General features: G+C 43.4%; 18 protein-coding genes. 13 read left to right on the top strand and 5 right to left on the bottom strand.

The features are described 5' to 3' along the window. Window positions 1–42 precede the first annotated feature (42 nt). The 3 genes from aat (at window position 43) to infA (ending at window position 1,751) form a co-directional block, all read left to right on the top strand. Window positions 43–753, top strand: a complete 711-nt coding sequence (gene aat / locus FTW16_RS19425; RefSeq protein ID WP_146492189.1) for a leucyl/phenylalanyl-tRNA--protein transferase — start codon at window positions 43–45, stop codon at window positions 751–753. Further along, window positions 753–1,451, top strand: coding sequence for an arginyltransferase (locus FTW16_RS19430; protein WP_029405336.1), 699 nt, complete (start codon window positions 753–755; stop codon window positions 1,449–1,451). Before aat ends, FTW16_RS19430 begins: the two co-directional genes overlap by 1 nt. Before the next feature lie 81 nt (window positions 1,452–1,532). Further along, on the top strand, window positions 1,533–1,751 hold the full coding sequence (infA, locus tag FTW16_RS19435) for a translation initiation factor IF-1 (RefSeq protein WP_001040192.1): 219 nt from the start codon (window positions 1,533–1,535) through the stop codon (window positions 1,749–1,751). A 182-nt stretch (window positions 1,752–1,933) separates the two neighbouring features. On the opposite strand, the gene clpA is transcribed toward infA, so the two are convergent. Both clpA and clpS read right to left on the bottom strand, forming a co-directional pair. Further along, window positions 1,934–4,207: an ATP-dependent Clp protease ATP-binding subunit ClpA gene (gene clpA, locus FTW16_RS19440; protein ID WP_019824423.1), complete on the bottom strand. Its 2,274-nt coding sequence runs from the start codon at window positions 4,205–4,207 to the stop codon at window positions 1,934–1,936. 39 nt (window positions 4,208–4,246) lie between these two features. Then, complete coding sequence (gene clpS / locus FTW16_RS19445; protein ID WP_004737430.1) at window positions 4,247–4,567, bottom strand: ATP-dependent Clp protease adapter ClpS; 321 nt, start codon at window positions 4,565–4,567, stop codon at window positions 4,247–4,249. Window positions 4,568–5,152: 585 nt separating this feature from the next. Here clpS and cspD point away from each other — a divergent pair. Then, window positions 5,153–5,374, top strand: a complete 222-nt coding sequence (gene cspD / locus FTW16_RS19450) for a cold shock domain-containing protein CspD (protein ID WP_004736548.1) — start codon at window positions 5,153–5,155, stop codon at window positions 5,372–5,374. 325 nt (window positions 5,375–5,699) lie between these two features. Here cspD and FTW16_RS19455 read toward each other — a convergent pair whose 3' ends face one another. Then, complete coding sequence (locus tag FTW16_RS19455) at window positions 5,700–7,925, bottom strand: NADP-dependent isocitrate dehydrogenase (RefSeq protein WP_146492190.1); 2,226 nt, start codon at window positions 7,923–7,925, stop codon at window positions 5,700–5,702. A gap of 320 nt (window positions 7,926–8,245) precedes the next feature. On the opposite strand from FTW16_RS19455, the gene FTW16_RS19460 reads away from it, so the two are divergent. Further along, window positions 8,246–8,974, top strand: coding sequence for a pseudouridine synthase (locus FTW16_RS19460; RefSeq protein WP_146492191.1), 729 nt, complete (start codon window positions 8,246–8,248; stop codon window positions 8,972–8,974). Between the two features lie 132 nt (window positions 8,975–9,106). Here FTW16_RS19460 and FTW16_RS19465 read toward each other — a convergent pair whose 3' ends face one another. Further along, entirely contained in the window at window positions 9,107–10,108 is a 1,002-nt protein-coding gene (locus FTW16_RS19465; protein WP_146492192.1) for a porin, read from the bottom strand. A 514-nt stretch (window positions 10,109–10,622) separates the two neighbouring features. Between FTW16_RS19465 and dinG the strand changes: the two genes are divergently transcribed. The 5 genes from dinG to FTW16_RS19490 all read left to right on the top strand — a co-directional run bounded on the left by dinG (window position 10,623) and on the right by FTW16_RS19490 (window position 15,507). Further along, complete coding sequence (gene dinG, locus FTW16_RS19470; RefSeq protein ID WP_146492193.1) at window positions 10,623–12,698, top strand: ATP-dependent DNA helicase DinG; 2,076 nt, start codon at window positions 10,623–10,625, stop codon at window positions 12,696–12,698. A gap of 128 nt (window positions 12,699–12,826) precedes the next feature. Beyond that, entirely contained in the window at window positions 12,827–13,606 is a 780-nt protein-coding gene (locus FTW16_RS19475; protein ID WP_146492194.1) for a sulfite exporter TauE/SafE family protein, read from the top strand. Window positions 13,607–13,628: 22 nt separating this feature from the next. Beyond that, window positions 13,629–14,177, top strand: a complete 549-nt coding sequence (locus FTW16_RS19480; protein WP_146492195.1) for a primosomal replication protein — start codon at window positions 13,629–13,631, stop codon at window positions 14,175–14,177. After that, window positions 14,167–14,337, top strand: a complete 171-nt coding sequence (gene rsmS, locus FTW16_RS19485; RefSeq protein ID WP_146492196.1) for a pleiotropic regulatory protein RsmS — start codon at window positions 14,167–14,169, stop codon at window positions 14,335–14,337. Before FTW16_RS19480 ends, rsmS begins: the two co-directional genes overlap by 11 nt. Before the next feature lie 36 nt (window positions 14,338–14,373). Next, a complete protein-coding gene (locus FTW16_RS19490; protein WP_146492197.1) occupies window positions 14,374–15,507 on the top strand; it encodes a cupin domain-containing protein in 1,134 nt (377 codons plus the stop codon). A gap of 134 nt (window positions 15,508–15,641) precedes the next feature. On the opposite strand, the gene FTW16_RS19495 is transcribed toward FTW16_RS19490, so the two are convergent. Continuing rightward, window positions 15,642–17,759, bottom strand: a complete 2,118-nt coding sequence (locus FTW16_RS19495) for a methyl-accepting chemotaxis protein (protein WP_146492198.1) — start codon at window positions 17,757–17,759, stop codon at window positions 15,642–15,644. A 498-nt stretch (window positions 17,760–18,257) separates the two neighbouring features. Between FTW16_RS19495 and emrD the strand changes: the two genes are divergently transcribed. The 3 genes from emrD (at window position 18,258) to xthA (ending at window position 22,869) form a co-directional block, all read left to right on the top strand. Beyond that, window positions 18,258–19,463: a multidrug efflux MFS transporter EmrD gene (gene emrD, locus FTW16_RS19500; protein WP_146492199.1), complete on the top strand. Its 1,206-nt coding sequence runs from the start codon at window positions 18,258–18,260 to the stop codon at window positions 19,461–19,463. A gap of 347 nt (window positions 19,464–19,810) precedes the next feature. After that, the gene (locus FTW16_RS19505; RefSeq protein ID WP_186728095.1) at window positions 19,811–21,901 is read left to right on the top strand and encodes a S9 family peptidase; all 2,091 of its coding nucleotides are present in this window, start codon (window positions 19,811–19,813) and stop codon (window positions 21,899–21,901) included. Window positions 21,902–22,062: 161 nt separating this feature from the next. Continuing rightward, window positions 22,063–22,869, top strand: coding sequence for an exodeoxyribonuclease III (gene xthA, locus FTW16_RS19510; protein ID WP_048607429.1), 807 nt, complete (start codon window positions 22,063–22,065; stop codon window positions 22,867–22,869). Window positions 22,870–22,933: the final 64 nt, after the last annotated feature.

The raw sequence follows: 22,933 nt of genomic DNA on the forward strand, positions 1-22,933 counted from the left end.
TAAAGACCTCTTGGTCAGTGATTAATCTGTAATGCGGTACTTATGACTATATACCTAACCGAACTTGATACTACTAGTATAGAGTTTCCTTCGCCTTTCGACGCGCTTGATGAACCCAACGGTCTGCTCGCCTTCGGTGGTGATTTATCACCAATGCGAATTTTAAACGCTTATAGCCAAGGTATATTTCCATGGTATGGCCCAGGTGAGCCTATACTTTGGTGGAGCCCTGCACCGCGAGCGGTATTTAATCCTAAGACATTCGAATCGTCAAAAAGTCTTAAAAAGTTTCAAAGAAAGCACAATTACCGTGTCAGCATCAACCAAGCGACGGACAGAGTAATTGGGTATTGCTCTTCACTAAGACCCGAAGAAGAAACCTGGCTAAACAGTGACATGCAGTCAGCCTACCGCAAACTCGCTTCATTAGGTTTCTGCCACTCGGTTGAGGTTTGGCAAGATGATGAGCTAATCGGCGGACTTTATGGCTTACAAAGAGGCCAAGTCTTTTGCGGTGAATCGATGTTCAGCCTAAAGAGCAATGCCTCTAAAATTGCGCTGTGGTACTTTTGTGAACACTTTACACAATTCGGCGGACAAATGATTGATTGCCAAGTCATGAACCCTCACTTGGAATCCTTAGGCGCTATCGAGGTTGATAGGGATGAATTCCTAGGTTCCCTGCAATTACTCAAAGAATTCTCCGTTAACGATGCATGCTTTAAAACCCAATGGCTAAAGGAAATGCCTTAATGAATCCAGATTTACAACAAATCAGAATTGGATTAACAGACAATCACGCTTGCAGCTACTTATCTCACCTCGAAGAGAGAGTGGCGGTCACGCTTGATGAACACATGCACACCTCAGATAACTATGAAGTTCTGCTTGCGAATGGATTTCGCCGCAGTGGAGCAACCATTTATAAGCCACATTGCGATAATTGCTCAGCATGCCAAGCGATTCGGCTTTCTATTCCTGAGGTAAAGCTTTCCAAAAGCCAACGACGAATCCTTAACAAGGGAAAATCACTGCGTTGGGAACTGAAAGATGAGATGGATGACAACTGGTTTGATTTATACAGTCGGTATATCACCGCTCGTCACCGTTCGGGAACCATGTATCCACCAAAGAAAGAAGAGTTTCTACAGTTCTCTAAAAATGAGTGGCTTACTACAAAGTTCATGCATATCTATGATGAGAACAAGTTGGTTGCTATCGCCGTAACCGACATCATGACTCACTGTACAAGCGCATTTTATACCTTCTTCGATCCTGATATCGACATTTCGATGGGAACACTTGGCGTTCTATTTCAGATCCAGCATGCCCAGAAAGAACAAAAACAATGGTTATATTTGGGTTATCAAATCGATGAATGCCCTGCGATGAACTATAAAGTACGATTTCAACGTCATCAAAGGCTAGTAAATCAGCGGTGGCAAGGGTAGAATACGCGACAACTTTACATATTTTGATTTTAACGGCACAATCAAGCCGTTGAAAACCGCCAAATTTCGAAAGAGGATTAGATGGCTAAAGAAGACGTAATCGAGATGCAAGGCACTGTCCTTGATACTCTACCAAACACAATGTTCCGTGTTGAGCTTGAAAACGGTCACGTAGTGACAGCACACATCTCTGGTAAAATGCGTAAGAACTACATCCGTATTCTTACTGGTGATAAAGTAACTGTTGAGATGACTCCATACGACCTTTCTAAAGGCCGCATCGTCTTCCGTGCTCGTTAATTTTTAATTATCGACTACGATAAGAAGCGGAGCTTAATGCTCCGTTTTTTATCGCCTAAATTTTTTACCACTCCAACATCTCTCGCATCTCTCGCATCTCTCGCATCTCTCGCAAGCATAAAAAAACGCACAACCGGAGTCATGCGTTCTATATTTAAACTTTTGAGTTATCAATCACTTCGTTAGTGCATAACCTCTTCTTTAGCACCGACATAAACAAAGTCTAGGTCGTCTTTCTTCAGGGATACCTTCACAGTACCTCCGTCGACTAAACTACCAAACAATAACTCATTTGCCAGTGGCTTCTTAAGCTTGTCTTGAATAACACGTCCCATCGGACGAGCACCCATGGTCTTATCGTAACCTTTGTCTGCTAACCAATGGCGAGCATCTTCAGAAACCTCTAAAGATACGCCACGAGCATCCAGTTGAACCTGAAGCTCGACAATAAACTTATCAACAACTTGGCTAATCACAGTTGGATCAAGGCTGTTGAACCAAATGATATTATCGAGACGGTTACGGAACTCAGGAGTAAATACCTTCTTGATTTCGCCCATCGCATCTGGCGCATGATCTTGTTGGATCAGGCCAATCGATTTCTTCTCCGTTTCAGCTACACCAGCGTTAGTCGTCATCACTAAGATCACGTTACGGAAATCCGCTTTACGACCATTGTTATCAGTTAGCGTGCCGTTATCCATAACCTGTAGCAACAAGTTAAAGATATCTGGGTGAGCTTTTTCGATCTCATCAAGTAACACAACAGAGTGCGGGTTCTTGATTACGGCGTCAGTTAGCAGACCACCTTGATCGTAACCAACATAACCAGGAGGAGCACCAATCAAGCGGCTCACAGAGTGGCGCTCACCGTACTCAGACATATCAAAGCGTAGAAGCTCAATGCCCATCAATTTAGACAGTTGAACTGTCACCTCGGTTTTACCTACACCAGTAGGACCAGCAAACAAGAATGAACCAACTGGTTTATTGTCTGCGCCCAATCCGGCACGGGTCAGCTTAATCGCTTCACTCAACACATCGATTGCAGGATCTTGTCCGAATACCAACATTTTCATGCGGTCATCCAGTTTCTGTAGCGTATCTTTGTCTGAAGACGATACTGACTTCTCTGGAATACGAGCCATTTTCGCAACCATTGACTCAATGTCCGCCACGCTAACCGTCTTCTTACGACGGCTTGCTGGTGCCAAACGGCTACGAGCGCCCGCTTCATCGATTACGTCAATGGCCTTATCAGGAAGGTGACGTTCATTAATGTATTTAGCTGACAGTTCGACCGCTGCACGCAACGCTTTGTTGGTATAGCGCACTTCGTGGTGAGCTTCGTATTTTGGCTTCAAGCCAATCAGAATCTTGGTAGTGTCGTCTAGCGATGGTTCAATAATATCGATTTTCTGGAAGCGACGAGCTAGCGCACGCTCTTTCTCAAAAATACTGCTGTACTCTTGGTACGTTGTTGAGCCGATGCAACGTAATTTACCACTGCTTAGTAGTGGTTTAATTAAGTTTGCCGCATCAACCTGACCACCAGAGGCAGCGCCAGCACCAATAATGGTGTGGATCTCATCGATGAACAGAATCGCATCTTCTTCTTTCTCTAGTTGCTTAAGAATCGCTTTAAAACGTTTCTCAAAATCACCACGATACTTCGTTCCTGCTAGCAGCGAACCAATATCCAGAGAATAAATCACGCTGCTCTGAATGATTTCAGGCACTTGCCCTTCAACGATACGCCATGCTAAGCCTTCCGCGATGGCAGTTTTACCTACACCCGCTTCACCCACTAACAGAGGGTTGTTCTTACGACGACGACACAGAACTTGGATAGTACGTTCTAGCTCTTTGTCACGACCGATTAGTGGGTCAATATTGCCCTGCTTCGCTACTTCGTTAAGGTTAGTAGCAAAGTTTTCTAAACGGTCTTCGGAATTCGCTTCTTCAGCATTTTCTGCACCACCAAATGAATCAGATGATGAAGGACTGTCTCCTTCGTTGCTGGCTTTGGTAATACCGTGTGAGATGAAGTTAACAATATCTAAGCGGCTAATGTCATTTTTCTTAAGAAGATATGCCGCGTGAGATTCTTGCTCACTAAAAATAGCCACAAGTACGTTAGCACCTGTTACTTCGCTGCGACCTGAAGATTGAACATGAAAAACAGCACGCTGAAGTACTCGTTGAAAACTCAGCGTAGGCTGGGTTTCGCGAGTCTCGTCGCTTTCAGGGATAAGTGGAGTCGTTTGATCGATAAAAATATCGAGCTCATTGCGAAGAGCATCGAGATCAGCCTGACAAGCTTGGAGCGCTTCCTTGGCCGCATCATTTTCTAATAATGCTAGTAGGAGGTGTTCGACAGTCATGAATTCATGTCGCTTGTCTCGCGCACGAGCAAATGCGCCATTTAAACTCGTCTCTAATTCTTTATTTAGCATAAGTACCTCCTAAGGGAACAACAGTGTTGTTCGAGCAATTTATACTTGCTCCATTGTACATAGTAGCGGATGCTCATTTTCCTTTGAGTACATCGTAACCTGCGCTACCTTTGTTTCCGCTATTTCAGCACTGTACGTACCGCATATAGCTTTACCTTCATAATGAACCTTGAGCATCACTTCCGTTGCTTTTTCGATATCTAGTGAGAAGAATCGCTCTAGGATCTCGATTACAAAGTCCATGGGCGTGTAATCATCGTTATTTAATACAACGTTATACATTGCCGGTGGCTTTACTTTTGTCGCTTCTTTCTCCAGTAAATCTGAGCCTGGAGATGCCCATTCAAAGTTTCTGCTCATATCGCTTTGCTAAGGGTTATTTTTCGGAAGTCGTGAGTGTTTACCTAACTTAAATTTACCACATTCACGCTTTACGGTGTACTAAGAAACTGCACCGAGAAACAGTACCAAAAAATATTCCTCTATACTGAGCCTAATCCACCATTTCCATCGCTGCAAATAAAAGATCTCGATTAACAGGATTAACATATGTGATTGATTAAAAAGACACCATAACTATTGATACTGACGATAAGATCACCGCTAAGTTACTATTTAGTTAATAGTTTGCAGTTAATCTCGAATGTGATTTGTTATTAAAATTGATCAATTTTATACCAATTTGCTATTGACTGTGCTCAATCATTAGCTACATTGGAGCTAAAAGGTTTTTTAATACATTTTTGCAACATGATTTAAAACCAGTAACACGCTTTAAAAATTAACAATAAGGAATAATTACGCAGGGTAGCGTTAATTTCCGTAAGCAATGTATGAGATTCAAGCTATCAGCTGAAATTCTTTAGCTGGTAAGAATGATATCAATTGAACTTACAACTATTGATATAACAACGTTAGTAACAAAATGCATGAGGGATGTATAGCATGGCTACAGGTACAGTAAAATGGTTTAACAATGCCAAAGGGTTTGGCTTTATTTGTCCAGAAGGTGAAGACGGCGATATTTTCGCGCACTACTCCACAATACAAATGGAAGGCTATCGAACCCTAAAGGCTGGTCAGCAGGTCGACTATGAAGTAGAAAGTGGTCCTAAAGGCTCGCACGCTAGCTCCGTTGTTCCTGTAGAAGGCAGCGCCGCAAAATAGGCGAAGCCAACTCATGTTAACCTCCATCAGTCGTCATTAACGGCTGACAGGTAAACAGAATATTGAAACCGCTCATTTAATGCCTGTAATACAGGATTACGTGAGCGGTTTTTTCGTTCCGGGATCTCTAAAGTTGCTCACTGGACAATCAGTTCGAGAATCTATTCTATTAAACTAGGTCTTAGGAAGTATTAGAAAGAAAAAAAGATGCTTTAACGTTATCGTTAAAGCATCTTTCATTTTGACTTTATCTATGACTTAGCTGTTAGGCCAAGTAACTCGTTAGCAAATCACGTTCATGGCTGACTAACGATGAGTCCAATCACTATGCATCAATAAATGCGTTTAGTGTTGAGCTTGGACGCATTAGTGTTGAAACCAGTGCATCATCAAGTAGGTAGTAACCACCTAAGTCGCCAGCGACACCTTGAGCGTTGTTTAGCTCTGCAACAATAGCTTCTTCACTTTCAGCCAGTTGACTTGCCACACCTGCGAACTCAGCAGCAAGATCAGCATCAGCCGTTTGCTCAGCAAGCGCCTTAGCCCAGTATGCCGCTAGGTAGTAGTGGCTACCACGGTTATCAAGCTCTCCTACTCGGCGTGAAGGGGACTTGTTGTTGTCTAGGAATTCACCCGTTGCTTTATCAAGCGCGTCCGCTAGAACTTGTGCCTTAGCGTTACCCGTTACTACGCTCAAGTGCTCTAGAGATGCCGCTAGTGCCAAGAATTCACCTAGAGAATCCCAACGTAGGTGGTTTTCTTTCTCTACTTGTTGTACGTGCTTAGGAGCAGAACCGCCAGCACCTGTCTCAAACAGACCGCCACCGTTCATTAGTGGAACAATCGATAGCATCTTAGCTGATGTACCAAGCTCTAGAATCGGGAACAAGTCTGTTAGGTAATCACGTAATACGTTACCTGTAACCGAAATAGTATCGAGGCCTTCTTTGATACGAACCAGTGAGTATTGAGTCGCTTCAAGTGGAGCAAGGATCTTAATTTCAAGACCATCAGTATCGTATTCAGGAAGGTACTCTTCAACTTTCTTAATAAGCTGAGCATCATGCGCGCGTGACGCATCTAGCCAAAATACCGCAGGGACACCCGATGCACGAGCACGAGTTACCGCAAGCTTAACCCAGTCTTGGATTGGTGCATCTTTAACCTGACACATACGGAAGATGTCGCCTTCCTCTACGTCTTGCTCTAGAAGCACAGAGCCTGAAGCGTCAACAACTTGAACCTGACCAGCAGCTTCAAGGATAAAAGTCTTATCGTGAGAACCGTACTCTTCAGCTTTTTGAGCCATCAAGCCAACGTTTGGTACGCTACCCATCGTTGTTGGATCGAACGCGCCGTTCTCTTTACAGAAATCAATAACCGCTTGGTAAATGCTTGCGTAGCTGCGATCTGGGATCATAGCTTTGGTATCTTTTTGCTTACCTTCTGGATCCCACATTTGACCAGAAGAACGCAGCATTGCAGGCATAGAAGCATCAACAATGATATCGCTTGGAACGTGTAGGTTAGTAATACCACGATCCGAGTCAACCATCGCTAGTGGTGGTTGAGTCTCGTATACCGCTTGTAGATCAGCTTCGATTGCCTGTTTTTGCTCTTGAGGAAGCGATGCAATCTTCGCGTATACATCACCGATGCCGTTGTTAACATCCACACCAAGCTCTTCAAATAGCTGACCGTGTTTAGTGAATACGTCTTTATAGTAAACCTTAACCGCATGACCAAAGATCACAGGGTCAGATACTTTCATCATCGTCGCTTTCATATGAAGAGAAAGCAGTACACCTTGCTCTTTAGCCGACGCTATTTCTTTCTCGAAAAACGCAACCAAAGCGGCCTTGTTCATCACTGACGCATCAATGATCTCTTTATCTTGCAGTGCAAAAGCTGGCTTCAATGTTTTCTTCGCGCCATCTTTGCCAACGAATTCAATGCTAACTTCCGTAGCACCTTCAATGGTTACTGATTTTTCGCTACCGAAGAAGTCTTTGTCGTCCATACTTGAAACGTGCGACTTAGAATCTGCAGACCATGCACCCATTGAATGTGGGTTTTTCTTCGCATAGTTTTTTACTGAAAGTGGAGCGCGGCGATCCGAGTTACCTTCACGTAGTACAGGGTTTACTGCACTGCCTTTGATTTTATCGTAAGTCGCTTTAACGGCTTTCTCTTCGTCGGTGTTTGCTTCTTCTGGGTAGTTTGGAAGTGCGTAGCCTTTTGACTGTAGTTCTTTGATTGTTGCTTGCAACTGAGGCACAGATGCAGAGATGTTTGGAAGCTTGATAATGTTTGCTTCTGGTGTCTTAGCCAATTCACCTAGTTCTGCTAATGCATCACCAATGCGTTGCTCTTCGTTCAAATAATCAGGGAAGTTGGCAATAATGCGCCCTGCAAGTGAAATGTCGCGAGTATCAACGTTAATACCAGAAGAAGCTGTAAAAGATTGAATGATTGGCAGCAGAGAGTAAGTTGCTAGCGCCGGAGCTTCGTCTGTAATGGTATAGATGATCGTTGGTTTTTCAGTAGGCATGAAATTTCCCTATAGTTCTTACAAGCTCACTTAAGTAGTGAGAGTGTTATAAATTGACCAGTAAGCCACTCAAAGAGTGAAAGCTGCTTACTCGATAGTCGTACTCTATCTTATTTTTCATGCAATCTTGATGACAGCATGAACCAAATCCGTGAGTGCGTTGTTATAATAAAACACGAAGGTATAATTAAACAAATCAGGCTTAAGAGTCCATCAACTTGTTCTATTTTGTGTCATTTAGGCGCGCAAATGATAGCTCAATTCCGTTTCAGTGAAAACTTTTCAGCACACTTCGTTTACATTTTTGCAAGGTAGTTAACATGTCTACTCGCTCACGCAGCGCATCTCGTTCAGACAAACCGGCTCGTTCTGGTGCAACATTAAAACAAAGCGGTAATAGACAGAGCCGAAGCAGCGATAAAAATAACACTGGCAGTTCGCACATAAAGCCACACTCCAGTAAGCACCGATATAAAGGTAAATCAACCAACACAAAACCTAAGGTGGCAATCGAAGATCGCAAAGTGATTCTGTTCAATAAGCCTTTTGATACTCTCAGCCAGTTCACTGATGGTGAAGGGAGAAAAACGTTAGCGGACTTTATTCCCGTAAAAGATGTTTACGCGGCGGGTCGACTTGATCGCGACAGCGAAGGTTTAATGGTATTGACCAACGATGGCATCTTCCAAGCCAAATTAACTCAACCAAACTCAAAATCCCCAAAGACTTACTGGGTACAGGTTGAAGGCGCACCTTCTGAGGAAGATTTAGATAAATTGAGAAAAGGCGTTGAGCTAAAAGACGGTATGACGCTGCCAGCAAAGGTGGAGTCAATGGCAGAACCTAAGGTGTGGGATAGAAACCCTCCAGTCCGCTTCAGAGCCGCGATACCGACAACATGGCTAGCTATCACAATCATTGAAGGGCGTAACCGCCAAGTAAGACGAATGACAGCCAATATCGGCTTCCCTACCCTGCGTCTTATCCGCTATTCAATGGGCAACATGAATGTGGGTCAGCTACAGCCTGGTGAATGGAAAGAAATCTAAAATCACACAGCCTACAATATCTAAATTGCCGCTAATAGAGCGGCTTTTTTATATCTACTGATAAATCATAGATACAAAAAAGCCAGTCATAAGACTGGCTTTTACAGCGTTACTTAACTAAAAGTTAAACTATTAGAAGTAGTAGTAAGCAGCTGCGAATACGTGAGTTTCTTCATCAACGTTGTCAAAACCAGAGTCTAGCTCTTGTTTGATATCGATACCCATGTCAACACGCTCGCTAAGAGTGTACATAGCAGCAACGTTCATGTAAGACTGATCAATATCAGATGCAACGTTAGACTCAGTTGTGTTAGTTGCGTAACCAGCAGCTAGAGTAAGTTGCTCAGTTAGAGCGTAACCAGCTGAAGCGTAGAAACCAGTTAGTTTAAGATCTGTAGTGTTCTTTTCTACACCAACTTTACCATCATCAATCCAAGCGTTAAGACCTAGCTTTAGTTTATCTAGAGTTACGTTACCAGATAGAGATGTTACTGTGTAGTCAGAGTCTTCACGAGCTTCGTAGCCAGCGTAAATGTTGAACATTTCTTGTTCTACACCAACGTAACCGTTGTAACCCATTTCGCCTTCGTCACGGTCATCGCTAGTATCGAAAACAGAGATACCGTAAGCAATACCAGAAGTAGCGCCTTGGAACTTAGCTACGTTGAAGCCATCAGAAGCATCGCCAGCTGAAGCACCAAATTCGTAAGTCATGTCGCCAGCACCGTCAACTTTGTCAAGTGCTGTATCGTTTTCCCAACCTAGAGAGATAACACCAGCGTCAGTAGTGAAACCTAACCATGCTTTATCTACGTCTGTTGCTGGGCCAGACTGAATGTCTTTCTTCTGCTCGTCAGAGCTGTAGTTAAGCATTAGGTCAGTTTCAAAGTAACCTACCCAACGGTTGTTTTTGTAGCTAATAGCAAGAGTTAGACCTGTAGCCCAATCATCGTAGAATGCTTTAGTACCTGTATCGTAGTAACCACCAACACCCCAAGCACCAGACACAGAGAACTGGTCTTTGTGCATATCTTCAAATTCGAAAACTGGTTTAGAGTTTTGAGAGCTAGTTTCTACTGCGAATGCAGAAGTTGATACTGCTGCGATAGCTAGCGCTAATAGAGTCTTTTTCATAATAAATCCACTGCCTTTTCTAAGAATGGGAGATCCTTGCCCGGTTCCCTTTTATTTATTGTGACTGGTCATTACCACTCTTTGTTGGTTAATCACCGTCACTAAATTTCGAGGTCTAGATTGCAAAAGATTATCCTGCGTGTCAAATAAACTAAAAACAAACCTAAAAAAAACACAAACCAATCAAAATCAAACACTTACATTTTTTTTCATCATTTTACGAGCAGCTTATCCTTAGTTTTATCAGCAAATATAATAATCCAAAAAATGTAACAAATAGAATTAAACTCCAACAATAACTCAAATAACAGCCCATCAGTAGAATTTAACACCTATAGGTCAGTGTTTTTTAAAATTTATATTTCACAACATAAATAAAAACGTTAAGTTCCTGATGGTTCAGTTTTTTTTTGTGAACAAGATCTACCTTTGATTCAAAAGCAAGCTATTTTGCGGTAAATGTACCGACTAGTGATATGTGCTACTATCCTCGCTCCGTTACGTAGGTCACAGTATGCTAACTACTAAAATTCAAAAATCTATTCGCACCAGTTATCAAAACCTCCAAGATCAGTTGGACAACTTTGTACCTCGACGTGCTCAAAATTACCTTGTTGCAGAAATAGCGAAGACACTTTGTGGTCAATACCACAAAAGTAATCGCATGATTGTTGCAGAGGCAGGAACAGGGATTGGAAAATCGCTGGCTTATTTAATGGCTACTATTCCAGTAGCAGTGCTCAATAACCGAAAAATAGTTATTTCAACAGCAACAGTTGCGCTACAAGAACAGCTCGTTAACAAAGATCTCCCTCTATATAGAAGACTGACTGATAGAGAGTTTTCTTTTATATTAGCTAAGGGCAGACAGCGTTATTGTTGTTCCGAAAAGCTAGCTGCGGCTTGTGGAGTTGATGGTGGTCAAATGGCCATGTTCGAATCTAAGCCAAAAAAGAAAGATATCGACCAACTTCAAACTATGTACCGTAGCTTGACTCAAGGTAAATGGGATGGTGACCGCGATTCGTGGCCAAAACCTATCGACAATATGATTTGGCAGATGATCGTCAGTGATAAGCATAGTTGTAACAACAGCATGCCAACTCACAGAGATTGCCCTTTCCAAAAGGCACGTTCAGAGCTAGATAAAGCAGACGTTATCATCGCTAACCACAGTTTGGTGATGGCAGATGCTGATCTAGGCGGCGGTGTAATACTGCCCGAGTCAGAAAATAGCATCTATATATTCGATGAGGCTCACCACTTACCGCATGTCGCGAGAGATCATTCTTCCGCTGCTGCGAGCTTAAAAGGGGCCGCTTCATGGTTAGAGCGTTTGAATCAATCAATCACTAAGCTTTCAGGCCTAGCAGACGAGAAGCGCGTCCATCGATTTAGAAATGAACTGCAAGACTCAGTGCAACAGCTGATCCCTACTCTGACTCAAATGTGCAAACAGTTTGACGCTAACCACTTTGAGGACGGCCTGTACCGCTTCGAACATGGTGACTTACCTGAGTGGCTAGAGAATGAATCTAAAGATCTCAAGCAACTCACACAAAAGGCGAGCCAAGCCGTTGCGAAGATTGCAGACCTAATTGCAGAGCGAGTTAAAGACGGAGAGCTTTCAGCAAAGCTAGCAGAGCCTGCGCTTGCGGAGATTGGCTTCTATATACAAAGAACAGAAAACCTTGCTCAGGTTTGGCGCTTAATGGCCGAACCTAAGCGCGAGAAAGGGGCTCCTTTGGCTCGTTGGCTTGAACTGAATAAAGAAAGCGAAGGCGATTTCGTTGTTAATGTTTCTCCACTAGAGGTGGGTTGGCAACTGGATCAGCAGATCTGGAGCCGCTGTGTTGGTGCAGTGCTCGTTTCGGCAACAATGAGAGCGCTCAACTCTTTCAGCTTTTTCTGCCATCAAGCTGGTATCAGCCAAAAAGCAGAAGATGGCGTACAATTTTTGGCTTTGGCATCACCGTTTGATTACCAGAAGCAAGCTGAGCTGATAGTGCCGGCAATGAAGTACGAACCACAAGCACCTCAGTTTACCGAATATCTTATTGAAATTTTGCCTAAGGTAATTGAAGACAAAAAAGCCAACCTCGTTCTATTCTCTTCTTACTGGCAAATGAACAAAGTTGCAGAGGCTTTAGCAACAGATTTCGTTAAAAAGTCATGGGCATTGCAGGTTCAAGGTGATACTTCACGAACTGAAATCCTAAAAAAACATAAAAAACTCATAGACCAAGGTAAAACCAGCGTTCTTTTTGGAACAGGCAGCTTTTCTGAAGGTCTTGACCTACCGGGAGAGCTTCTAGAAAACCTGGTTATTACCAAGATTCCTTTTGGGGTTCCTACCTCTCCTGTAGAACAAGCACATTCAGAATATATTGAATCACGTGGTGGTAATCCGTTTATGCAGATTACTGTTCCAGAAGCGAGTAAAAAGCTTATTCAATCTGTGGGTAGACTGCTGCGTAAAGAACGAGATTCTGGTAAAGTCACGATCCTTGATAGACGCATAGTAACGAAGCGATATGGAAAGTCCTTACTCGATTCACTACCGCCTTTTAAAAGAACAATAAAATACTAATTTCCCTGCCCTTGAGGTAGTTATGGGCCTGTCATCGCTAGGCCCTTGCATTCACAACCCAACATGACTAATCCATCGATTCTTCATGTGGCTGCCCTATCAGCCGATAACGAGAACACTAGCTATTTATGGAAATGATTGAGCCAACCATGTTGGTCATACTTGCTCTGGTTGCATTTGCAGCAGGCTTTATTGATGCTGTCGCAGGTGGCGGGGGGATGTTAACTGTTCCAGCTTTGCTGTCACTTGGCCTCCCCCCACACATTGCATTAGGCACTAACAAGCTTGCAGCGACTTTCGCTTCATCTACAGCTGCATTCACTTACTACCGTAAGAAGCTGTTCAAACCTGAGTGTTGGATCAATGCATTCATTGCCACATTAATCGGTGCAACCATCGGCACCCTTACTGTTGATGCTATTAGCACGGAGTGGTTAGAGAAGGTATTGCCGTTAGTCATTCTTGCCGCAGCGGTCTATACCATTTTTCATAAGACACCGAATGCCAATCACAACGTGTCACCTAAGCCTTGCCCCGTACTTAAGAGAAAGCAAAAGTATCAAGGGTTCATTCTCGGATTTTATGATGGGGTTGCCGGCCCAGGAACTGGCGCGTTTTGGACGGTAAGCTCTATGGCGCTTTATCGCTTAAATATCTTACTTGCCTCTGGTCTATCCAAAGCCATGAACTTTACCAGTAACTTTACCTCTTTGGTGACCTTTGCAATTCTTGGTCATATTGATTGGGTTCTAGGTTTAACTATGGGTCTTTGTTTGATGGCCGGAGCGTTTGTTGGTGCTCATTCTGCTATTCGTTTTGGTGCTACATTTATACGACCTGTGTTTGTTACTGTAGTAAGCGTACTTGCAATTAAACTGGCATACGAAGCTTGGTTTGTTAACTTATAGGCCGTAGCCAACGGGAAGTGAAATGAATCAATTTTCAAAACTCAAAAGTGTCATTGATACCTTAATTGGCCATTGCTCTCAGGTTGATAAATCCCGAGGTGCTTATCATCAAGCCCTATTCGATAGAGCCTTATTCAAGTGCGGCGCCTCTGTTTTGCTTCCTTATGCACTTGAAACTCAGGCAACGTACCGCACCATTGTACGTGAACAAACCACAAATCAACTGACCGCGTCCAGAGCTAACTACCTGACGGAAAAGCTGACAAATCAGATTGCAGCAATCCAAAGAGAGTTAGCTAACCATGATTTACGCTTAGACCGAAAAAGTAAGTCAGGGAAAACCCTTAACGACCTATACAACGAACTCGCTCAGCACCAAGATTGGCAAAAGCGATTAATCGATTTAGTACGAGTACGAAAGTTAGCGCTTGATTCTGCGCCTCGCCACAGTAAGAAAAAGGCGGAAGAGACTTGGCAGTTAGCAAAAGAACGATTAGAACGCTGTGAAGACTCAATGAAAAATATTGAGAGACTGATTAACTTAGAGAACCCTAAGCGAAATGAACACTGATAACACACCATCACCACTGGATAACGCACCAGAAGAAGTTAAGTTAGCTGTCGACCTGATCTATCTGATCGAAAGTAACGAAATCGATCCAAAAGTCGCGTTAGAAGCAATCAAAATTGTCCAGCAAGATTTACAAGCCAAACTAGCATCTAGCATCTAGCATCTAGCATCTAGCATAAAAATATACAGGATTCACATGTACCAACTTAGCTTTTCTATGCCCGAGTTTCTTGAAAACTACTGGCATAAAAAACCAACCATCTTGAAAGGTGGCTTCCAAAACTTCATCGACCCAATTTCGCCGGAAGAACTTGCTGGTTTATCGATGGAAGAAGAAGTGGATTCTCGCTTTGTCTCTAACCTCGACAATCAGTGGACTGCAGAACACGGTCCATTCTCTGAAGAAAAATTTGGCGAATTAACCGAAACTCACTGGCAGTTGATCGTTCAAGCAGCGAACCACTGGCACCAAGGCGCAAATCAGCTGACTGAGGCGTTCCAAACGTTACCAAACTGGTTATTCGACGATCTCATGATCTGCTACTCAGCACCTGAAGGCGGCGTAGGCCCACATATTGATCAATACGATGTATTCATCATTCAAGGCCAAGGTAAACGTCAATGGAAAGTGGGTGCGAAAGATGTTGGTCAATACAAAGAGACCGTTCAAGCGTCTGCTCTGCGCCAAATAGAAGGCTTTGAGCCAATCATTGATGAAACCTTAGAGCCAGGTGATATCCTTTACATCCCACCAGGTTTCCCACATGAAGGGAACACATTAGAGCCGTCGATGAGCTACTCTATTGGCTACCGTTCCCCTAAAGAACAAGAGCTAATCAGCAACTTTGCCGATTTTGTGCTTGCTCATGATATGGGTGACGTTCATCTGCATGATCCTGAATTCAAAGCGCAAGAAGGCTACGGCAAGATTCGTTCATCGGATTTAAGCAATCTCACTGACATGTTGAAATCTGCACTAGAGCAACCTGAAACCATCAGTGAATTCATGGGTTGTCTGCTAAGCCAATCACGCCACCAGCTTGATATCGTCGCTCCTGAGCCATTATGGACAGAAGAAGAGATTGCTCAACACTTAGAGTCTGAGGGCGAAATCCAACGCGTATCTGGCTTAAAAGCGCTCTACCATGAAAATGAAAGCAACACGGCTTACATTAATGGTGAAGTCGTTAAAGTTGAACAGGCAGATTCATCACTACTCAACATACTTTGCGATGAAACCTTAATTACTTCAGCTACTGCTCTATCTCCTTCGGGCATAACGGTCGTGACTGAATTAGTGAACAAAGGTTACTGGTTCATCGAAGACTAACTTCGCTAATAGGTTTCGTCGGACATAATCAATCCCGAAAATCTAAGAGACTTAGAACTTGAGAAAAATAAAAAAGGACAAATGAAATCTTCATTTGTCCTTTTTTCTATTCAACAGGTAATAAGCTTGAATAACTAAACCTTGAACTGATTAACCAATTTCTGCTGCTGTTGGGATAATTGGTCTATTTCCGTGCCTACTTGTTCAGAAGCGGCAGCTTGCTCTAAGATCCTCGCACTCAAGTCGCGAATGTTAACCACGCTTTGGTTCACTTCACCGGAAACCGATTGTTGCTCTTCGGCTGCTCGAACAATCTGACTGTTCATGTCACTGATCGCCTCAATAGAAGTAAAGATCGAACCCAGATCTTCAACCGCTTTTTGAACATGTAGCGCTGTATCATTGGCAAGAATATTACCTTCTTGGATCGCTTCCACCACGTCTTGCGTACCCGCATGGACCTTATCGATCACCGCTCTGATCTCCCCAACGGATGATTGTGTGCGGCTTGCTAGGTTTCTTACTTCATCAGCAACAACCGCAAAACCTCGACCTTGTTCACCTGCCCTCGCCGCTTCAATCGCCGCGTTCAGTGCCAGTAGATTAGTTTGCTCGGAGATCCCTTCAATAACACTTAAGATTTCAGTGATGTTACCGTTATTTTTAGCCAATTCTTCAACAATAGGTACAGCGCTCGACATACGCTCCACCAGCTTTCTCATTTCACCGGCTGAAAGCTCAATAACTTGTTGCCCTTGCTGAGCTGAACGATTCGCTTCGCACGCTGCATCAACGGCCACTTCTGCATTTTGTACCACTAAGCCCGCAGTTTGAGTCATCTCTTCTGCCGCTGTTGCTACCAGATCGACTTCTTTAAATTGAGACTCACTGCTTTCTCGAGTGCTTGATGCCGATGCTTTAGCCTGGCTTGTCGTACTCGCCACTTGCTCAGTGGTATGAATGACTTCTTTGATCGTGTGTTGTAGCTTATCTAGAAACAGATTAAAGCCTTTCGCTAGCTGGCCGATTTCATCTTGAGATTTCACTTCTAAGCGCTGAGTCAAATCGCCTTCACCAGAAGCGATATCGTTCAGTCGCTCCACTACCTGACGAATCGGTTTCACAATAGACAATGAAGCAAACGCGATAATGGCTAGACCAAAAACGATAAAGACCATACCGGCAATCACTTCTGTTCTGATACCTTCACTTAGCTTGGTGCTAATGATGGAATCCAATTTGTTTGCATCAGCGACGACACTTTCTCTCGGTATCTCAAACAACACACCCCAAGTTTGATTAGCTGCAACAACAGGTGCAAACGCAAGTAACCACTCGCCATTCTCACTCCACTGCGTTGTTACTTCGCCGCCGAAGATAAAATCGGTCATTCGATCGCTATTGGTGTTATCACTTTGGAAGGTAGAACCGACTGCAATACTTGAATCATCAGAAGCGATGACTGAACCATCTAGGCTAACCACATAAACTTTACCAGCACCATCAAATAAGCTCTGATCAGATTGAGTGACCACACTCGTTAAGCCATCGAGTCTTAAGTCAATCCCAAGAAAACCAATTGCAACATCATCAACTAAAATAGGAACTGAAATCGAAGATGTCAGAAGTGCTTTACCACCACTATTAACGACTCTAGGTGTGCTGATACAGGTTTGCCCAGAAGATAAAGGACAGTAAAAGCGTTCGCTATTACTGTTGTCATCCAATGTTGATTCTGAAAGTACGTTCGAAAGTACATTCTCACCATTATCTGCCACCTTCCAGTAAGGTGCGAAACGCCCTCTTTCGTTAGAACCAACATAGTCGGCATCAACATAGTTTGCGTCTTCCCCATCGAGCAAGTCAGGTTTGAAAACTAGATACGCACCTTGAATAGAGTCGAAGTTTAAAACCGAGCGACGGATCATTTCATCCAAGGCAGTACGAAGTTCTTCACTTGGTGTAAAGTTTTCATCCGCATTATTCTTTAAGAACTGAGCGCTAGCCGCAAGCATTTCTGCGCGGTAAATGGCTTCGTCAACATAACGTTGAGTTTCTTGGGCATTAAGCTGAGAAACAGACGCCAACAACTGCTGAGTTTTATTGATAACTGATTCTGAGCTTTGAGATTTGATGACTTGTTGATTGCTCGTCGCGTTGTAGATCGAGAAACCAATAAGAGACAGTGACGTAATGATTAAACAACAACCTGCTAAGAGGGTTATTTTCCACTGTACCGATAGAGAGCGCATTTAATATCCTTATTTAAGCCAAAAGACTTCCATAACCGTAACTATCACACCGACAACAAATTGCTGTACACAATGTAAATGAGTTAGACGAATAGCTTAGCGAATAATTACAGCACAAATCGCTTACATATAAAACGAAAGTTTACATAAATGTTAACAAGCAATGCCTTTTACCTGTTGCTTCTGTGATTTCAAAATAATCTACTCATACAATCATTGCCAATAGGTCTATTGCTCTAACATTTTTGGTATAATCTAGCATCGATATTTCAAAGAAGCTGACTCTCCCTACATCTTTAAAACACAGTAATTTCGAATTACTTTTTCTAATCCAAGTTATAGATTTTTATCTTGATCAACTTCACATTTTTTGATTGCTAAGTCGGCAATCAAGCTCTAATATCTCGCGCCTAGATTCCCTGAATACTTTATTCTTTTGGCACTCCTTAATGGAGCGCTAAGGCTTTTTACGTCTTTAATTTTTGGAGAGATACGCAAATGTCTGCCTCGTTTCCATTAGCGAAACTTACCTTTTTAATCGCTATTCTGACAGCCGTAGGTCAAATGACTCAAACGATGTACGTGCCTTCTATCGGTCATATGGCGGGTGAGTTCTTGGTTTCTGCGTCTTCACTTCAAGCTGTGATGGCGTGCTACTTGATCCCTTATGGTCTGTCGCAATTTGTTTACGGCCCGCTTTCTGATCGCCTAGGTCGTAAACCTATCATCGTTTCAGGTTTGATCATCTACATCATCGGTACTTTGGTGGCATTGTTCGCTCATGAATATCAATGGTTCCTAGTGGGTAGCTTTATCCAAGGTTTAGGCATAGGTTGTGGCGGTGCAATGTCTCGTACATTGACTCGTGACTGTTTTGAAGGAGCAGAGCTGCACCGCGCAAATAGCTTAATCAGCATGTGTGTGATTTTCTCACCACTGATGGCGCCTGTTTTAGGTGGTTACCTAACAGAAGCTTTCGGTTGGCGTTCCAGCTACTTGTTCCTCGCGCTATTTGGTATCGCTGTTGTGATCACCATGATGACGAGCATGATGGAAACTCTGCCAAAAGAGCGACGCAAAAACGAATCAGTTGTAAACAGCTACAAATTCGTTCTGTCTGACAAACGCTTCCAAGGTTTCCTACTAGTACTAGTGGCAACATTCGCGGGCGTCGCAGTATTTGAAGCAGCGGCTGGTGTACTGCTTGGCGGCGTACTTGGATTACCTGCAACCACAGTAAGCTTGTTGTTTGTTTTGCCTATCCCGGGCTACTTAGTGGGTGCAGGCCTGTCTAGCTACATCGCACAACGTCGTTCTGAGCGCCGCGCACTGAATGTAGGCCTGGTGTCGATCTTAGTCGGTTCAGCCGTGGTACTGATACCGGGTCTGTTTGGTCAAACAACAGCACTAACTTTGATTGGCGGTGCAACCATTTACTTCTTGGGTGCTGGTATCTTATTCCCAGCAGCAACAACAGGGGCACTATCGCCATTCCCATACCATGCAGGTACAGGAGGCGCGATCTTAGGTGGTATGCAAAACCTAGGTGCTGGCATCGCAACACTATTGGCATCGTTCTTCCCGGCTCAAGACCAACTGCCACTCGGTTGCCTGATGATTGCTATGTCATTTATCGTGATGCTTGGTTTACGTTGGGTTAATCGCAAGCCTGACCACTCAAACGAAATGCCACTGGTTATCTAAAGTAACACTCGAATCCTACCCAAATACAGAAAAGGGGCATACTGAAAAGTGTGTCCCTTTTTTGTTGCACGCTTTCCCTCACCTCACGTCTACCTCAATTTCATTTAACATTACTTTGATTTTTTGAAAACAATAACAGACACTTACGTTGAAAGTGCATATCCAGAATCCAATTATAAATAATATCACTGGAAGAAAACCAAGATACCTAGGCTCTGATAGAAAAGGATGCTGGCATTAAAACGAGTAAGGTGCACACTAAGGATATACAGATGCGTTTCGCTTTAACCACATTAGCCGTATCGGCCGCGCTTGTCGCCGGATGCAGCAATCAAGGAATAACAACCATGAAACACTACTCTCCATCGCAACTCGTCGCTCAGCAGACACAAGCTCCTGTTGCTAAGAAAGTCCCTCATGCAATGACGATTCATGGTGATACTCGAATCGATAATTACTACTGGATGCGTGATGATGAACGCCAAGATCCAGAGATTTTGCAGCATCTTGAGCAAGAGAACCACTACGCAGAGACCGTGCTGAAGCATACCGAATCAACACAAAGACAGTTATTTGAAGAGATCAAAGGCCGAATCGCGAAGGACGACAATTCGGTACCGGTGCGTAAAGGCAGCTACTACTACTCGAATAAAGTCACAGGTGACAACGAATACCCAGTACACTTGCGAGAAAAAGACTTTTTAGGTATAGACAAGCAAGTCATCTTAGACGTTAATGAACTAGCAAAAGAACATGAATTCTTCAGTATTGGCGGCTTAACGATCAGCCCAGACGAAAACTTGTTGGCCTATGGCGAAGATACCCTGAGTCGCCGCATTTACACCATCAAGATTAAAGACCTCATGACAGGTGAATACCTAAACGACGAAATTGAAGGTGCTTCGAGTGCTATCGCGTGGCAAAACGACAACCAAGCCTTTTACTACATCAAGAAAGATCCACAAACACTGCTAGGTTACCAAGTTTACCGCCACGTTTTAGGCACACCTCAAACAAGCGATGAGTTAATCTACGAAGAAACCGACAGCGCTTACTACACCTCATTGAGTAAAAGCAAAGATGGTGAACAGGTCTATATTTGGCACTCGAGCACAGAAACCAGTGGTGTGTCAGTCATCGATGCCAACAACCCAAAGGCTAAAGCCGAAGCTTTCTACCCAAAAGAGACTGGAATTGAGTACAGCATTGCTAAATTGGGTGATTGGTATTACATCTACACCAACTACCAAGCGGTCAACTTTCGTTTAATGAAAGTCTCAGCTGAAGACATGCATGACCGCTCAAAATGGGTCGATGTCATTGCAGCAGACGATAACACTCAGCTTGTTGATTTCGAGTTGTTTGATGACCATCTTGTTTACGAGCAACGTGCGAATGGCTTGTCGACAGTCAAGGTTCGCCAACTCACAACAGGTAAAGAGTTCCCACTTGAATTTAACGACACCGCTTTCGCCGCTTACCTAACGAGTAACTATGAATTAGATAACTCAAAAGTTCGAGTCTATTACAGCAGCTTAACGACTCCAGGCACTTACTATGATTTTGACCTCAGTACAGGTGAATTCGAAATCATGAAGCAAACGCCTGTATTAGGTGATTTCGACGCGGATAACTACCAATCAGAACGAATCATGATTACGGCTCGCGATGGTAAGCAAGTACCTGTCTCTTTGGTCTATCGCAAAGATTTATTCAAGAAAGACGGCACTAACCCAATTTACCAATACGGCTATGGATCTTACGGTACTACCATTGAGCCGACTTTCAGCTCGACTCGTCTCAGCCTGCTCGATAGAGGCTTCGTTTTTGCGATTACTCACATCCGCGGTTCAGAAATGCAGGGGCGTCCTTGGTATGAAGACGGCAAAAAGCTAACCAAGCAAAACACGTTCAATGACTTTATCGATGTAACTAAGGGCCTAGTTGAAGAAGGCTACGGCGCTAAAGATAAAGTATTCGCGGTGGGCGGTTCAGCTGGTGGTCTACTAATGGGAGCGATCATCAACCAAGCGCCTAATTTGTATAAAGGTATTGGAGCACATGTTCCTTTTGTGGACGTAGTAACAACCATGCTTGACGAGTCGATCCCTCTTACGACTAACGAATACGACGAATGGGGCAACCCTAACAATAAAGCCTACTACGATTACATGCTGAGTTACTCACCGTACGACAACATTAAGGTACAAAACTACCCGAACATGTTGGTGACAACAGGCCTACATGATTCACAAGTACAATACTTTGAACCAATGAAGTGGGTGGCGAAACTGCGTGAAATGAAAACAGATAACAATGTACTGGTGTTCAAAACCGACATGGAAGCTGGTCACGGTGGTGCATCTGGGAGATTTAAACGACTAAAAGAAGACGCACTCGAATACGCGTTCTTTTTAGATTTACTCAAGACTCAATAGATTCAACGTAAGTCGTCACGTCGTTTTATGTCGCCATTTTGTCTCTACAAATGGCGACATACATTATTAAGCATGGTTAAATACGATTAACTATCAAACTCACCAAATCAAATAATCTTTGCTGCACTATAGGCAAAGGTTTACGAGAGGTATAAAAATAAATGAAAGTAATTAGCTTCAACATCAACGGCCTAAGAGCCCGCCTTCACCAACTGCAAGCTATTATCGACAAACACCAACCGGACGTAATTGGTCTGCAAGAGATAAAAGTACACGATGAAGCCTTCCCTATTGCTGATGTTGAGGCGATGGGCTATAAGGTTTACTTTCACGGCCAAAAAGCACACTACGGTGTGGCTATGCTGTGTAAGCAAGAGCCAATCTCTGTTCAGAAAGGTTTTCCAACCGACAATGAAGACCATCAAAAACGTATGATCATGGCAACGTTTGAAGATGAAAACGGTGAAAAGGTTACAGTACTAAATGGTTACTTCCCTCAAGGGGATAACATCAAACATGAAACCAAATACCCTTACAAGCGTGAGTTCTACAAAGACTTGATGACTTACCTAAACGATTACCACAATAAAGATGAACAAGTGATCGTAATGGGCGATATCAATATCAGCCCTATTGATGCTGACATCGGCATTGGTGAACCTAATGCGAAACGTTGGCTGAAAACCGGTAAGTGTTCTTTCCAACCAGAAGAGCGCGAATGGTTGAAAACATTGATGGATTGGGGTTTTGTGGATAGCTTCCGTTTACTGCACCCTGAAGTAAACGATCAATACTCTTGGTTTGATTACCGCTCAAAAGGTTTCGTGGACAACCGTGGCCTTCGTATTGACGTGGTACTAGCAACTCAAAAGCTTGCTGATAAGTGTACTGAAGCAGGCATCGACTACGAACTACGTGGTATCGAAAAACCATCAGACCACGCTCCGATTTGGTCGACGTTTAAATAGTCATTTTTAGGTAACAAAACTTAGCCAGATCAAGTAGCAAGCAAATAGTACTCACAACGCTGAT

Source organism: Vibrio sp. T20, assembly GCF_007858795.1.
GTDB lineage: Bacteria > Pseudomonadota > Gammaproteobacteria > Enterobacterales > Vibrionaceae > Vibrio > Vibrio satsumensis.